At 39.8% G+C, this 13,723-nt stretch carries 14 protein-coding genes and 1 riboswitch; of the genes, 9 read left to right on the top strand and 5 right to left on the bottom strand.

Annotated elements, in window-relative coordinates:
• Positions 1–103 precede the first annotated feature (103 nt).
• Entirely contained in the window at positions 104–1,102 is a 999-nt protein-coding gene (locus MUB24_RS17585) for an ABC transporter substrate-binding protein (RefSeq protein WP_244706390.1), read from the bottom strand.
• A gap of 102 nt (positions 1,103–1,204) precedes the next feature.
• On the opposite strand from MUB24_RS17585, the gene MUB24_RS17580 reads away from it, so the two are divergent.
• The 5 genes from MUB24_RS17580 (at position 1,205) to asnB (ending at position 6,611) form a co-directional block, all read left to right on the top strand.
• A complete protein-coding gene (locus MUB24_RS17580; RefSeq protein ID WP_244706388.1) occupies positions 1,205–2,008 on the top strand; it encodes an alpha/beta hydrolase family protein in 804 nt (267 codons plus the stop codon).
• A gap of 36 nt (positions 2,009–2,044) precedes the next feature.
• Positions 2,045–2,287 (top strand): DUF2584 domain-containing protein, encoded by a 243-nt coding sequence (locus MUB24_RS17575; RefSeq protein ID WP_244706387.1) that lies wholly within the window; start codon positions 2,045–2,047, stop codon positions 2,285–2,287.
• Positions 2,288–2,667: 380 nt separating this feature from the next.
• On the top strand, positions 2,668–2,997 hold the full coding sequence (locus tag MUB24_RS17570; protein ID WP_244706385.1) for a hypothetical protein: 330 nt from the start codon (positions 2,668–2,670) through the stop codon (positions 2,995–2,997).
• Positions 2,998–3,048: 51 nt separating this feature from the next.
• Positions 3,049–3,171: riboswitch (SAM riboswitch) on the top strand.
• A gap of 207 nt (positions 3,172–3,378) precedes the next feature.
• Complete coding sequence (metK, locus tag MUB24_RS17565) at positions 3,379–4,575, top strand: methionine adenosyltransferase (RefSeq protein ID WP_244706383.1); 1,197 nt, start codon at positions 3,379–3,381, stop codon at positions 4,573–4,575.
• A 149-nt stretch (positions 4,576–4,724) separates the two neighbouring features.
• Positions 4,725–6,611, top strand: coding sequence for an asparagine synthase (glutamine-hydrolyzing) (gene asnB / locus MUB24_RS17560; protein WP_244706381.1), 1,887 nt, complete (start codon positions 4,725–4,727; stop codon positions 6,609–6,611).
• 57 nt (positions 6,612–6,668) lie between these two features.
• Here asnB and MUB24_RS17555 read toward each other — a convergent pair whose 3' ends face one another.
• Together MUB24_RS17555 and MUB24_RS17550 are read right to left on the bottom strand one after the other, a co-directional pair.
• Positions 6,669–7,469, bottom strand: a complete 801-nt coding sequence (locus MUB24_RS17555; protein WP_244706379.1) for a C39 family peptidase — start codon at positions 7,467–7,469, stop codon at positions 6,669–6,671.
• Positions 7,470–7,553: 84 nt separating this feature from the next.
• On the bottom strand, positions 7,554–8,075 hold the full coding sequence (locus tag MUB24_RS17550; protein ID WP_244706459.1) for a gamma carbonic anhydrase: 522 nt from the start codon (positions 8,073–8,075) through the stop codon (positions 7,554–7,556).
• 290 nt (positions 8,076–8,365) lie between these two features.
• On the opposite strand from MUB24_RS17550, the gene MUB24_RS17545 reads away from it, so the two are divergent.
• Positions 8,366–9,166, top strand: a complete 801-nt coding sequence (locus MUB24_RS17545; RefSeq protein ID WP_244706377.1) for an alpha/beta hydrolase — start codon at positions 8,366–8,368, stop codon at positions 9,164–9,166.
• A 10-nt stretch (positions 9,167–9,176) separates the two neighbouring features.
• On the top strand, positions 9,177–10,253 hold the full coding sequence (locus MUB24_RS17540) for a tetraprenyl-beta-curcumene synthase family protein (RefSeq protein WP_244706375.1): 1,077 nt from the start codon (positions 9,177–9,179) through the stop codon (positions 10,251–10,253).
• Positions 10,254–10,515: 262 nt separating this feature from the next.
• Here the strand turns inward: MUB24_RS17540 and mnmM are convergent, their stop codons facing one another.
• Positions 10,516–11,100: a tRNA 5-(aminomethyl)-2-thiouridylate-methyltransferase MnmM gene (gene mnmM / locus MUB24_RS17535; protein ID WP_244706373.1), complete on the bottom strand. Its 585-nt coding sequence runs from the start codon at positions 11,098–11,100 to the stop codon at positions 10,516–10,518.
• A gap of 123 nt (positions 11,101–11,223) precedes the next feature.
• Between mnmM and MUB24_RS17530 the strand changes: the two genes are divergently transcribed.
• The gene (locus tag MUB24_RS17530) at positions 11,224–11,514 is read left to right on the top strand and encodes a YtzC family protein (protein WP_057982151.1); all 291 of its coding nucleotides are present in this window, start codon (positions 11,224–11,226) and stop codon (positions 11,512–11,514) included.
• 61 nt (positions 11,515–11,575) lie between these two features.
• Here MUB24_RS17530 and MUB24_RS17525 read toward each other — a convergent pair whose 3' ends face one another.
• Positions 11,576–11,839, bottom strand: coding sequence for a TetR/AcrR family transcriptional regulator (locus MUB24_RS17525; RefSeq protein ID WP_244706457.1), 264 nt, complete (start codon positions 11,837–11,839; stop codon positions 11,576–11,578).
• 1,087 nt (positions 11,840–12,926) lie between these two features.
• Between MUB24_RS17525 and MUB24_RS17520 the strand changes: the two genes are divergently transcribed.
• Positions 12,927–13,568, top strand: coding sequence for a class I SAM-dependent methyltransferase (locus MUB24_RS17520; protein ID WP_244706371.1), 642 nt, complete (start codon positions 12,927–12,929; stop codon positions 13,566–13,568).
• The last annotated feature ends 155 nt before the right edge of the window (positions 13,569–13,723 follow it).

Here is a 13,723-nt window from a genome sequence, read left to right as displayed (position 1 = left end):
GCCCTAATTGCTGATCTCACCCAACAAAGGTTGAGCTTCCTGCCGTAAATGCTGAGCTTCAGGCAAGTATGGCTGAACTTTTACCTGGATTGTGGATCTCTTATTATTTTGTGACTTTTTCAACAATTGATGTGTCAACAAGTTTTTCGTAATCACTCTTTTCAGGAAGTTCTCCTGCCTCATCCATAATTGCTTCTAGATTGTTCCAGCCCTCTTTCGTTAGCCGCATATCTTTTGCGAATGAGCCTTGGCTTCTATAACGCTCCACGACAACTTCCAATGTTTCTAAATCGGAGTCTTCAAAATAAGGTGCTACAGCCTTGGCAACTTCTTCAGCATCTTGTTCTTCTACCCAGCTTTGAGCTTTATGAAGGGCGCGCACAAATTTTTCTACGGTTTCGGAATTTTTCTCTATATAGCTTTTTTTGGCCATAAAAGTGGTATAAGGAACATGACCGGATTCCTCGCCAAATGAGGCAACAATATGGCCTTTGCCTTCTTTTTCAAAGACAGAGGCTGTTGGTTCGAAAAGCTGAACAAAATCACCAGTGCCAGAGGCAAAAGCATTGGCAATATTACCGAAGTCGATATTTTGAATAAGCTCTAAATCGGCGTGCGGATCAATATCATGCTTTTTCAGAACAAACTCACCAACCATTTGTGGCATCCCACCTTTTCTCTGTCCAAGGAAAGTGGAACCCTTTAACATATCCCAATCAAAATCATCGATTTTCTCGCGAGAAACAAGGAAGGTACCGTCTGTTTGAGTTAATTGTGCAAAATTTATAATCGGATCTGTTGCTCCCTGCGCATCGACGTAAATAGAGGTTTCAGAGCCAACAAGAGCAATATCCGTCCCGTCTGACAGTAAAGTGGTCATCGTTTTATCCCCACCCCATGTGGTCGTTAGTTCGACGTCCAGCCCTTCTTTTTCAAAAAATCCTTGTTCCAGGGCAACATATAGGGGAGCATAAAAAATAGAACGTGTGACTTCAGCCAGTTTTACTTTTTCTAATGTATCTTTTTGGGAACAAGCGGTTAAGCCAAAGATCAATAAAAAAGATACCATTATTACGAATCTTATTTTAAAACTTGCCTTCATGACGATTTCCTCCTTGGATGTGGTTCCATTTAGAATATAATATGAGAAATGAAAAATTGTGTGATAGCCTAGAGGAAAAGAGATCAATAAGGAGCGGATTAAATGCAACAAGATGGAAAAATTATAGAGAAACAGATGTTTCCTTCTCCAAACCCTCATGTGAACTTATTTTTACTGACCTATATTTCGGGAGGGTTGAGGGTAAAAGGATTATTAGCAGAACCGAACCAATCGGGACAATATGATGGTTTCCTTTATTTACGGGGTGGAATCAAAAGTGTTGGAATGGTTAGACCCGCTAGAATTGCCCAATTTGCCTCAGAAGGTTTTATTGTTTTTGCCCCTTTTTACCGAGGAAATCGTGGGGGAGAGGGGAATGAAGATTTTGCTGGTGATGATCGACATGATGCTTTCTCTGGTTTTGAGTTATTACTGAACTACCCACGTGTTCACTCCAACCGAATTCATATTTTTGGCTTTTCACGAGGTGGAGTCATGGCTTTGCTTACCGGTCTAGAATATGGACAGGCCGCCTCTGTTGTCACATGGGGCGGTGTTTCAGATGTCGCTTTAACCTATGTAGAACGTGTCGATCTTAGAAGAATGATGAAAAGGGTCATTGGGGGTTCACCTAAAACATCTCTAGAGGAATACGAATGGAGAACTCCGCTTTTTGAAATGGAAGCAATGAAGCCACCCGTCTTAATTATCCATGGGATGCTGGACGATAATGTATCCATTGAACATGCCTATCGGTTGGAAAAAAGATTGCGCACACTTGGGAAACGTGTGGAGACTTGGTATTTTGACAATTATACCCATTATTTTCCACCTGCCATTAATCGAAAAGTCGTAAAAGATCTATGCCTTTGGATGAAACAACAAAGAAGTCACGATATAATATAAGTGTGTTCATTTTCATCATGAAATGGGGGAATTAAATTGGGAATGCCCTTAGAGTTAAATACGATGATCGTGACGAAAGGAAATGAAGTGAGACAACAAGATAATCAATTTACTTTGAAAAAAGAGGGATATCGACTTTATCCAATCGATATTCCGATCGAGCTTCGGCATACGATTGAGAGCGATTACCGAGCAACGGCAGTAATTGAAAAGCTAGAATGGGAAGATCAGCAAACGATTATTACCTACCAATTATTGGCTCTACATTCGAGTAATTGATGATACGGAAGACAGAAAGATCACAAACAGTTAATGGAAGTGATCTTTCTGTTTTTTATTAACGCTGAAAGTGCTGGCTGTGCCCGAATCCAGGAAAAAAGTCTAAAAGGGTAACGGCCAATGAGCTGGCTGTGCCCGAATCCAGGAAAAAAGCCTAAAAGGGTAACGGCCAATGAGCTGGCTGTGCCCGAATCCAGAGAAAAAGGGAAAAAGGGTAACGGCCAATGAGCTGGCTGTGCCCGAATCCAGGAAAAAAGGTAAAAAGGGTAACAGCCAATGAGCTGGCTGTGCCCGAATCCAGGAAAAAAGTCTAAAAGGGTAACGGCTAATGAGCTGGCTGTGCCCGGATCCAGGAAAAAAGGTAAAAAGGGTAACAGCCAATGAGCTGGCTGTGCCCAAATCCAGAGAAAAAGGGAAAAAAGGTACCGGCCAATGAGTTGGCTGTGCCCAAATCCAGAGAAAAAGGGAAAAAAGGTACCGGCCAGTGTGTTGGCAGTGCCCGAATCCAGAGAAAAAGGGAAAAAAGGTACCGGCCAATGAGCTGGCAGTGCCCGAATCCAGGAAAAAAGTCTAAAAGGGTAACAGCCAATGAGCTGGCTGTGCCCGAAACCAGGAAAAAATCGAAAAGGGTAACAACCAGTGGGCTGACTGTGCCCGGAAAATTGAAAAGGATGCCTTTACTTGAAAAAAGCTGTCCGATTCTTTCATAATAAACTTGACCCTTATCGAAAATTGCGTTATGATTTTACATTGAACGGATACTCTTATCCTGAGCTGGTGGAGGGAACAGGCCCTGTGAAGCCCAGCAACCTACTACGAAGGAAGTGATTTCTTAGTAGCAAGGTGCTAACCTGGTGCAAGGCGGGTGCCTTGGACGATAAGAGTGAAAGGCTCGGACATGAATTAACCTTTCCTCTATTTTATGCAGGAAAGGTTTTTCGTTTTTTAAGAGTATGTTCAAAAAGTTTGGTAAAAATGACACATCGAATTTCTGTTGTTGGTGATTAACGTCAGCGCCTGTAGCCGACGGGTCCTTTTTATCCTCTTTTTGAACACGTTTTTTAAGAGATCATCTTGGAGGAGGAACATAGGTGTCAAACAATCGTCGTTTATTTACTTCGGAATCTGTCACAGAAGGGCATCCGGATAAAATATGTGATCAGATTTCTGATTCTATTTTGGATGCACTTTTGGCTGACGATCCCAATGCTCGTGTTGCCTGTGAAACTTCGGTAACGACTGGGCTTGTATTAGTAGCAGGAGAAATATCTACAACAACCTATGTGGATATTCCAAAAATCGTGAGAGAAACATTAAAAGAGATTGGTTATACACGAGCAAAATATGGATTTGATGCGGAAACGTGTGCGGTGATCACTTCAATCGATGAACAATCTGCTGATATTGCTTCAGGAGTAAATCAAGCTTTAGAAGCACGCGAAGGAAGAATGACAGAGGCGGAAATTGAAGCGATAGGTGCTGGGGACCAGGGATTAATGTTTGGTTTTGCCTGCAATGAAACAGATGAATTAATGCCGCTTCCCATCTCTCTCGCTCATCGAATTTCTAGAAAATTGACTGAGGTTCGGAAACAAAAAGTTCTACCTTATTTACGCCCAGATGGGAAAACTCAAGTAACGGTTGAGTATGATGAAGAGGGGAAACCGCTCAGGATTGATACAATCGTCGTTTCAACCCAACATCACCCAGATATCGAACTGAAGCAGATTCAAAATGATATTAAAAACTGCGTTATTTCTCCTGTAGTGCCTGAGGGGCTTTTAGATGAAGAGACCAAGTATTTTATTAATCCGACAGGCCGATTTGTGATTGGAGGACCGCAGGGAGATGCTGGATTAACCGGGAGAAAAATCATCGTCGATACGTACGGAGGCTATGCCCGCCATGGTGGGGGAGCCTTCTCTGGTAAGGATCCGACAAAGGTGGATCGTTCTGCGGCTTATGCAGCTCGCTATGTGGCGAAAAATATTGTAGCAGCAGGGCTCGCCGATAAATGTGAAGTGCAATTGGCTTATGCGATTGGAGTCGCTCAACCCGTTTCCATCTCCGTTGACACATTTGGTACAGGAAAAGTTTCAGAAGAAACGCTTGTTGAAGCCATTCGTGAACATTTTGACTTGCGTCCTGCGGGCATTATCAAAATGTTAGAGCTTAGACGTCCGATCTATAAACAAACTGCGGCCTATGGCCATTTTGGACGCCCAGATCTTGATCTTCCATGGGAAAGAACAGATAAGACTGAAGAACTGCTGAAAACTTTGCGATAAAAAGATATACATGTTTATGGATCAATTGGGGAAAATAACAGAGCCAAGATTTTGCTCTGTTATTTTTACTGACAAAAAATCGGATTTAATGCTAAAATGGAAACAATGAGAATTAGTGATAGTTGTTTACAATAGAGGAGTGTCGAAACATGTGCGGTTTTATCGGTTGTATCCACGATCATTCAACATCAGATCGAAATCCTGATCAAGCGTTGTTCGATCAAATGAATACGATTATTACACATCGTGGTCCGGATGATGAGGGCTATTTTGAAGATGAGCATATTCAATTTGGTTTTCGCAGACTAAGCATCATTGATATTGAAAGTGGAAAACAGCCGCTTTCGTATGAAAATGACCGCTATTGGATTATTTTTAATGGGGAAATCTATAATTATGTGGAATTACGTGATGAACTCATTCGAGCGGGATTTACGTTTGAGACGGACTCTGATACGGAGGTCTTAATCGCCCTTTATAGTCAATTGCGGAAAAAAGCTACCCTAAAACTTCGTGGGATGTTTGCATTTCTTATTTGGGATAAAGAAGAACAAGAATTATTTGGCGCAAGAGATCCATTTGGCATCAAGCCATTTTTTTATAAAGAAGCTGGTGAACGGACGTTTTTCGCCTCTGAGAAAAAGAGTATTTTACTCGCGCTTGAGAACAATGAATTAAATATTGATTCATTGCAACAATATATGACTTATCAATTTGTACCAGAACCTGAAACAATGACAGAAGGAATTAAAAAATTAGAACCTGGTCATTATTTTACGAAAAAAGTCAATCAACCTATGAAAATTCGGCGCTACTGGAAGGCGCATTTTAGTCCTATTCAAAAATCCGAACAAGAATTTATAGAAGAAATTAAAGAGGTTTTATTTGATTCTGTGAATGTTCATATGCGTAGTGATGTACCAGTAGGTTCCTTCTTATCTGGAGGAATTGATTCTACATTTATTGTGTCAATTGCCAAGCTGTTTAATCCAAAAATTAAAACTTTTTCCGTTGGGTTTGAGCGAGATGGTTTTAGTGAAATCGATGTGGCAAAGGAAACGGCTGCTAAATTAGGGGTCGAAAACATCAGCTATGTGATTACACCAGAAGAATATATGAAAGAACTGCCAAAAATTATGTGGTATATGGATGATCCATTAGCAGATCCTGCTTGTGTGCCACTTTACTTTGTTGCAAGGGAAGCAAGAAAGCATGTGACCGTTGTTCTTTCAGGGGAAGGCTCAGATGAATTGTTTGGTGGGTATAATATTTACCGGGAACCTCAATCTTTAGAAGTATTTAATAAAATTCCGAAAGTAGGGAAAACAATTTTACGGGCATTGGCCACTGCTCTTCCTGAAGGGGTGAAGGGCAAGAGTTTCATTGAACGCGGTGTAACGCCAATGGAAGAACGGTATATCGGCAATGCAAAAATGTTTGATGAAAGAGAAAAACGCCAATTGTTAAAGCAATATAATGAGGGGATGGATTATCGAGATATTACCCGTCCCCTTTACAAGGATACGGTTGGTTATGATCCAGTGGATCGCATGCAATATATTGATATTCATACATGGATGCGCGGTGACATTTTACTCAAAGCAGATAAAATGACAATGGCCCATTCATTGGAATTACGGGTTCCGTTTTTAGATAAAAAAGTTTTCGATGTCGCTTCTAGAATTCCTACGAGCTTAAAAACAGCGGAAGGCACAACGAAATATGTGCTGCGGAAAGCGGCCGAAGGGATTATCCCCGATCATGTCCTTAACCGAAAAAAATTAGGATTTCCAGTCCCAATTCGTCACTGGTTAAAAGACGAGATGTACGATTGGGTAAAAGAGATGATTCACAATAGTGATACAGACTATATTTTAAATAAACAATACGTATTGAAACTATTAGAAGATCATTGTCAAGGAAAAATGGACAACAGTCGTAAAATTTGGACCGTGCTTGTCTTTATGGTTTGGCATGCGGTTTATGTAGAGGAACAATACGACTTTGGGAAGGAACTTGCTGTCGCCCATTCATAAATTGACGGGAGCCAAGGTATTCTTTTACCTTGGTCCCACTTTATAGCCAACCTGCTACTATTTCGAATAGGTGAGTGCTTGGCTTCCCATTTGCACCCAGGCTTTTTCAAAGTCATGTATGGGTGCTTTTTCATTTCTCATTAAGGGATCGTTAAAATAAACAAATTGGTCATCATAGCCCGTCATTAAAACGGAATGCTCTTTCATTGTAATTCGAATTTCTCCTGATTCTGTATACCAAGTTTGAAAATAAGAGTCTTCAAGCTCGCGGTATTCGGCATTTATAATCACCCAAACAGGTCTTCTATCAGAAAGGGGAATTTTTAATTCTTCAAACGATTGTCCTGTTAAATTGATTATCTGTCCGGGCAAATAAGATTCAGCTAGTTCCATAATCGGTTCGTGGTAGACACCAAGTCCAGGCTTGTCAAATGTATACATATCGCCGATAAAGCCATTATGGGGATCACCATAATAGATTTTCCCGTCTTTTTCTTCTTTTTGGGCGGGATTCTTTTTAATTTTTTCAGCAAGCTCCATTTTATCCGCTTTGACCCCGGCGTTTTCAAGCAACATTGCAAGTGAGGTGACTTCACAGCCTCGTGGCAGCTCAGGAAGTTGTGCAATAACAGGTGTATCAATGATTATCTTTTCCTTTATTTTAATCAAGGAAAGATCCGATTGCAGTGGAGATACTTTCGAAAATACATTTTTGACCGTATCAATCCCATCTATTTTGAAAAACATTATAACGATAAATACAATACCGGCAAACATCATGAATTTGCTTTTTTTAATAATGAATAAGATTAATAGGCTTAGAATAAAAAGAATGATTAGTAATAGGAGTGTTTTCACCCGGTATTCACCTCTTATTCTATTTTCTTATATTATCGGTATCATATTGTTTAACTGAAGTCCGCAACTGAATGAAGTTTTACTCTATCCTTTTTCACCTTTTTGCAGCGATTGATAATACTTCGCTTTTTCCACATATTGTCTGGAAATACGTTCCATATCCTCTATATCTTCCTCGGTTAATGTGCGAACTACCTTTGCTGGTCTACCGAATGCTAGGGTATGGGGCGGGATTGTTTTCCCTTGAGAGACAAGGCTGCCTGCGCCAATAAAAGCCCCTTCACCAATTTCGGCACCATCGAGAATAATGGATCCCATGCCAATCAGTGCTTTTTTTCGAATGATACTGCTATGTAAAATAACTTGATGACCGATCGTCACATCATCCTCAATAATCAATGGATGCTGCGGGCTTTGGTGTAAAAGACACTGATCTTGGATATTCACCCGTTTCCCAATAATAGTGGGAGCTACATCCCCACGAATAACGGAATGGAACCACACACTTGAATCTGCTCCAATCTTGACATCACCGGTAATCGTCACAAAATCTGCCAGAAAAACGGATTTATCGATACTAGGATTTTTTCCATGAAAAGGGTAAATCGACAAAAGAACCATCCTTTCTATTTTGTATTCTCTTTATTGTAGCAGAGAATAGAATGAAAAAGGGGGATTAATGTAGAATAGTACCGTTATTTGGGGATCGAGCTGTCGCATCCAATGGATGAGCAGTGCAACCCGAGTATGAGCCATTGCTCCGCAAGTATAAGCCGTCGCAAGCTAGGTTAGGAGCGGTTGCACTCTCCCAGCAAAAAATAAGCTAAAAACATTCATATCCTTTCAAATCCGGTTATAATAACCGTATTGGATATTTATAAAAAGTGGTGGATGATATGAGAAAATTTGAAACGGAACAGCAAGCCGTTGGGGTAATCGTGATTATTCATGGAGCATTGGAGCATCATGGACGCTATGGGTGGCTGATTGAGATGTGGCGAGCGCATGGCTTTCATGTCATAACCGGGGACCTTCCTGGTCAGGGACTTACGACTAGAGCGCATCGTGGACATATTGATTCCTTTGATCAATATGTCAATGAAACACTAGACTGGGTCCAGACAGCAAAAGCCTATTCACTGCCTGTTTTCGTATTAGGGCATAGTATGGGTGGGTTAACTGCTATTCGCCTGCTGCAAACGAGGGAAATAGAAGTGGATGGTGTGATTCTGTCTTCTCCATGTTTAGGACTGGCGGAATATCCACCCATTCCTTTAAATGCCATTACTATTGGATTAAATTGGATTGCGCCTGAATGGAAAGTCAATCCCGGGTTAGATGTCGAGTTTACGACACGAGACGAGGATACAAAGGAAAGAACGTTAAATGACAGCTTAACGATTACAAAAGTTTCGATCCGTTGGTATCGTGAATTATTGAAGGCGATGAAAAGGGCCTTCATGCAATTGTCAAACTTCCCCGATATCCCTTTATTGGTTCTTCAAGGGGGAGATGATAAAATTGTGGATAAGCTGGAAGTGGCAAAATGGTTCAATCAAGTCAAAAGCTCTGAAAAAATTTACAAAGAATGGGTCGGTTGTTATCATGAAATTTTCAACGAACCGGAAAAGGAACAAATTTTTATGTATACGAAAAATTTTGTAGACATGAGATTACGTTTTTTGGAAGGGAGATAGAGGTGATGACATGACTTTACCAGAAAATCCAGTAACATTGTTAAATCAAGTATTTCGACATGTGTTTCCGATTACTCATCAAGAATTAGCGGATTGGAAAAAAAGAGCGGAATCGATTCCAAATGAGGAGTTAAGAACCCAAGCTCTTGCCAGTATAGAACATAAAACTTTCCATTGTGAAGGCGGCTCAATTATGGCGCTTACCTCCTTTGAAAGGAAAAAGGAGGCGATCCGATTTATTGTCGCTTATCAAACGATTAGTGATTATTTGGATAATCTCTGTGACCGCAGTACGTCTTTAGATCCGGATGATTTCGCGGCCTTGCATGAATCGATGATCGATTCTCTAACGGCAGGGGCAAAACCGCGGGATTATTACCGTTATCGGAAGGAGCGGAATGATGGGGGCTATTTAACGGAGCTAGTTCAGACCTGCCAAGCAGTCTTAGAAGATCTCCCTCATTATGATGAAATCAAACCTTATTTACTTGAATTATGCCGTTATTATTGCGATTTGCAAATACATAAGCATGTGAAGGTAGAAGAACGTGAGGAGCGTTTGAAAAATTGGTTTCAGGAGTATCAAGCGGGGCTTCCCGAAATGAGCTGGTATGAATTTTCGGCCTGTTCTGGCTCCACATTGGGCATTTTCTGTTTAGTGTCCTATGGGCTGCGGGAGGATTTTCAACCGAAGCATGCAGAGATGATTCGCAATGGCTATTTTCCTTATATTCAGGGACTCCATATTTTGTTGGATTATTTTATTGATCAAGATGAAGACCGGGAGGAGGGCGACCTCAATTTCTGCTTCTATTATAAGAATGAGGAACAATTATTTTTGCGGTTGATTCATTTCCTTGAAGAAGCGGATGAGCAGACGAAATTTTTACCAGATACGAAATTTCATAAATTAATCAATCGTGGTTTATTAGGAGTGTATCTTTCCGATCGGAAAGTTAATGAACAGAAAGATGTGCGGCTGCTCGCAAGGAGAATAATGAAGAAGAGCGGTGCAACCGGATATTTCTTTTATTGGAATGGTAGATTATATCGCCGGGTCCAGAATTTGCTAAGCAAATCCTCTTAACCTAAATGGAAAGAATTAGAAATTCATTGGCTATGAATGCTTCTGGGTGTGCGAACGCATGTAGGAAATGGAATTATTAAAGGAAAAAATCGTTTCGAATTCGACATTACGAAACGATTTTTCTTTTCTCATAAGGTAAAGTATAAAAATTGGCTAGTGTTAGGATCTAGCTTCAGGCGCCATCGGCTCGAGGTCAAATAACCTGAGACAATGAAAGGCAAAAAGCGCCTTTCTTTGTCTCAGAACATTTGCTTGTCGACGATTACGGGCGCCTTGCGCTTTTCTCAATAGCCAATACAAAAGGGGGCTGATTGCGCTGATTGATAAAGGCATATTGCAGTACATGGAATTTTTCTTGTTCTAAAGAGGTGACATAATCCAACAATGCGTCCCGCTCTTCTCTGCCTCCCTCATGTCCATGATAGACGACAAGCACGATTATACCGCCAATCTTTAACATATTTAGCATTTGCCCGATCGCAGTAATGGTTGTTTCGGGCTTGGTTATTATTGTTTTATTCCCTTTTGGCAAATACCCTAAATTAAACATCGCTGCAGCTACCTGTCCACTCGCTTCAGCAGGAAGAAGGGTGGCTGCCTGTTCATGACCTGTTTGAAAAAGCTGTACGCGCTTCTCAAGACTTTCAGCAGCTAAACGCCGGGTCGTTTGTGTAATGGCCTGTGCCTGAATATCAAATCCATACACCTTTCCATCTTCACCGACAAGTTTGGCCAGAAAGACAGTATCATGACCGTTGCCAACCGTTGCATCTATCACAATATCGCCCTTCTGTACCGAATTTTTCAAAAGAGAGTGGGCATAGGAAAGAATGGGTTCCAAACCCATAGACTTCAACTCCTCAAATACCAAATATCACTAAAAAATTTTATCATAGGGAGCAGCTTTTGGGAACAAACTAGACATACCCGCTTACGAGCGGGAACATCATGGTGAAGGAGAGGATCCGGTGTGGCAACGCGACAATCTGTCGAAGATTGTATGAATCGTTGTGAAGACGCCATTCTTTATGCCAATGAACAACTGGATGAAGCATTAAGACAAGGATTTTATCAAGACGCCGAATTTAGTGAAGCCCAGGCCGGTTTGGAACAAGCGGTGATGGAACTGGAAAAATTAAAAGACAGCTCCAATGCCCAACAACGTGAACAATTGGATCGAACTCGACTGAAAGTCCAGCAGTTGCAAAACCAAATGATTCTCCAAAACCAAGAACGACCTCCATACGGAACGATGATGTAGGAAAAAGCGCCTTGGGCCTGGCTCAAGGTGCTTTATAACTTAAGTTTCGGTACCCCAAAACCTAGGGGAATTCAGACATAAAATACTCTGATTTCCATTGTTCTTGCCATGTATTTTTAGTTAATGAAATTTCAATTTCTCCAATCACTTGATGAATTAACTCTTGAAATATGGCTTCCTTGCTATTAAAGTGCCAGTAAATGGATGAAACGGTTAAGTTGAGTTCTTTTGATAATTTCCTCATGGAAAATAACTCTAACCCCTCTTGTTGAAGTAATTTCCATGAAGCGGCTATTATTTTATCCTTCGTAATGTTTTCCTTCACTACCAATTTGTTGTACCTTCCTTCTATATCGCAATTTTATCATTTATTTTTCTTGTATTCTTGATTATACGTAACTTAGAGTTATTAAAACAGCAAATAGCATAGACTATTCAGATTACAAATAAAGTTCAAGTAAATAAAGAAGGAGATAAATTAACTCAGATACCTTTAGGAGCCGTAAACTGGGGGCTCTCTCCGTATAATATCCATATCTTAGATGAACAAACATGATGCGTTGTGGAAACGGAGGATATCCATTATAATGAAAATAAAAGAAGGATGAAAAATGTCTGCTAAAGAAGAGATTATTGAAATGATAAAAATCTCCCTTAAAATGTCACGACAGACAAGATAATGGAAAAATTATATGAGAGAATGAAGATAGAATCTGCTATTCGACAGGTGGATGAAGGAAAAGGGATAGGCCATGAAGAAGTAAAGGAGAAATTCAAGAAGTGGTTAGAGTAGTCTGGTCACCTGCCGTAACAGATTTAGAAAATATATCCGAATATATTTCCCTTGGCTCTAAGGAGAATATGCCACGGTTGTAGTAAAAGGTATTTTCGCCACAGCTGAGTCTGTTTCATTTTTTCCTTTGTCTAGACGAATTGTGCCTGAATTTTAAAAGAAAACATCAGAGAAATTGTATAAAAGTTATCGGTTCGTTTACAGGATTAAGAACTCGGACCAAATTGATGTGCTAAGAATTTTTCGTCAAGTGCGAGAATTGAACATTGATATGGGAGAAACAACATGACTATGAGTCCTCTACAAAATTCCTCCAGTTATTGCTTGTAGATATTGATCAACAAGCTTAATAAACACATAAAGCGGTGAATCAACTGCAATCCTACCTACAAAAACATCCAGAAAATTCCCACTTATTATTGAATTAAATCGCTTTATTGCAGAGGTATGATCCAAAAGAAAGAAGAGTTTAAACGCGCAAAAAAATCCATCAAACTTTTGCTGGTCTATTTGACAAAAGGAGTGAACCTGCAAAAGTAGGAGCAACCTTTAAATCTAAAGAATATAAGGAGTAATATTTCCATTATATCAATTTTGTATATTGAAAGGGGAGTTATTAATGCAAAGAGAACAAAGCGAACAAAATAAATCTGCTTGGGAATATAGAGCATATGAACATTGGAATGTAAATTACGGGAGTCCGGAGAAACTAGGAAAGGAAATAAGAGCAAATCCTCAACAGTGGCTTAGATATTATTCGAATGATCTTGGAGATGTATCAGGTAAGCGAATTGCTAATTTGTTAGGCTCCAGTGGCATTAGAGCAGTGAGTCTCGCTGTTCTCGGAGCCGATGTTACGGTAGTAGATATATCGAAAGAAAATGCAAAGTATGCTCAGAAATTATCTAATGAAGCAGAAGTGGACATAGATTACATCGTTTCTGATATTTTCGATATACCAATTAAAGCAATGGAAAATAGCTATGACATTGTTTTTATGGAATTTGGTATATTACATTATATTTCTGATTTAGATAAGTTTGCGAAAATATCTTTTGATTTGCTCAAAAATAATGGGGAATTATTACTAAGAGATTTCCATCCATTTAACAAAATCTTGGATGTAAACCAAAAGGATAGAACAATAATATTTAAAGGGAATTATTTTGACAAAGATTTAATAGAAAATCCGGTTGCATATGAAAGTTTTTTTTCTGAAAAAGAGCGTGAACAATTTCCTAAAACTTACCTGAATCCGTGACTAAGTACTTCGGGCATAAAAAAGAGCGGTTTCACTTATTTCGCTCTTATTCCAAAAGGGTAATTACGATCAATTTCAAATAAAATATTCCTTTTTCTTTAGTTGTCTTTTTTTGAAGGCATGTTGAAATAAGCCTTATGATCACTCGTTTTTTT

Source organism: Lederbergia sp. NSJ-179, assembly GCF_022867885.1.
GTDB lineage: Bacteria > Bacillota > Bacilli > Bacillales > Bacillaceae_C > Lederbergia.
The sequence above is the reverse complement of the archived record's forward strand: the minus strand, read 5'-3'. Positions and strand labels throughout refer to the sequence as shown.

Excerpts from the sequence above, each read along its gene's own strand:
- MUB24_RS17580 (WP_244706388.1), top strand. The coding sequence starts at position 1,205 with ATGCAACAAGATGGAAAAATTATAGAGAAACAGATGTTTCCTTCTCCA.
- MUB24_RS17585 (WP_244706390.1), bottom strand. The coding sequence starts at position 1,102 with ATGAAGGCAAGTTTTAAAATAAGATTCGTAATAATGGTATCTTTTTTA.
- MUB24_RS17570 (WP_244706385.1), top strand. The coding sequence starts at position 2,668 with ATGAGCTGGCTGTGCCCAAATCCAGAGAAAAAGGGAAAAAAGGTACCG.
- asnB (WP_244706381.1), top strand. The coding sequence starts at position 4,725 with ATGTGCGGTTTTATCGGTTGTATCCACGATCATTCAACATCAGATCGA.
- mnmM (WP_244706373.1), bottom strand. The coding sequence starts at position 11,100 with ATGGGTTTGGAACCCATTCTTTCCTATGCCCACTCTCTTTTGAAAAAT.
- MUB24_RS17520 (WP_244706371.1), top strand. The coding sequence starts at position 12,927 with ATGCAAAGAGAACAAAGCGAACAAAATAAATCTGCTTGGGAATATAGA.
- MUB24_RS17540 (WP_244706375.1), top strand. The coding sequence starts at position 9,177 with ATGACTTTACCAGAAAATCCAGTAACATTGTTAAATCAAGTATTTCGA.
- MUB24_RS17545 (WP_244706377.1), top strand. The coding sequence starts at position 8,366 with ATGAGAAAATTTGAAACGGAACAGCAAGCCGTTGGGGTAATCGTGATT.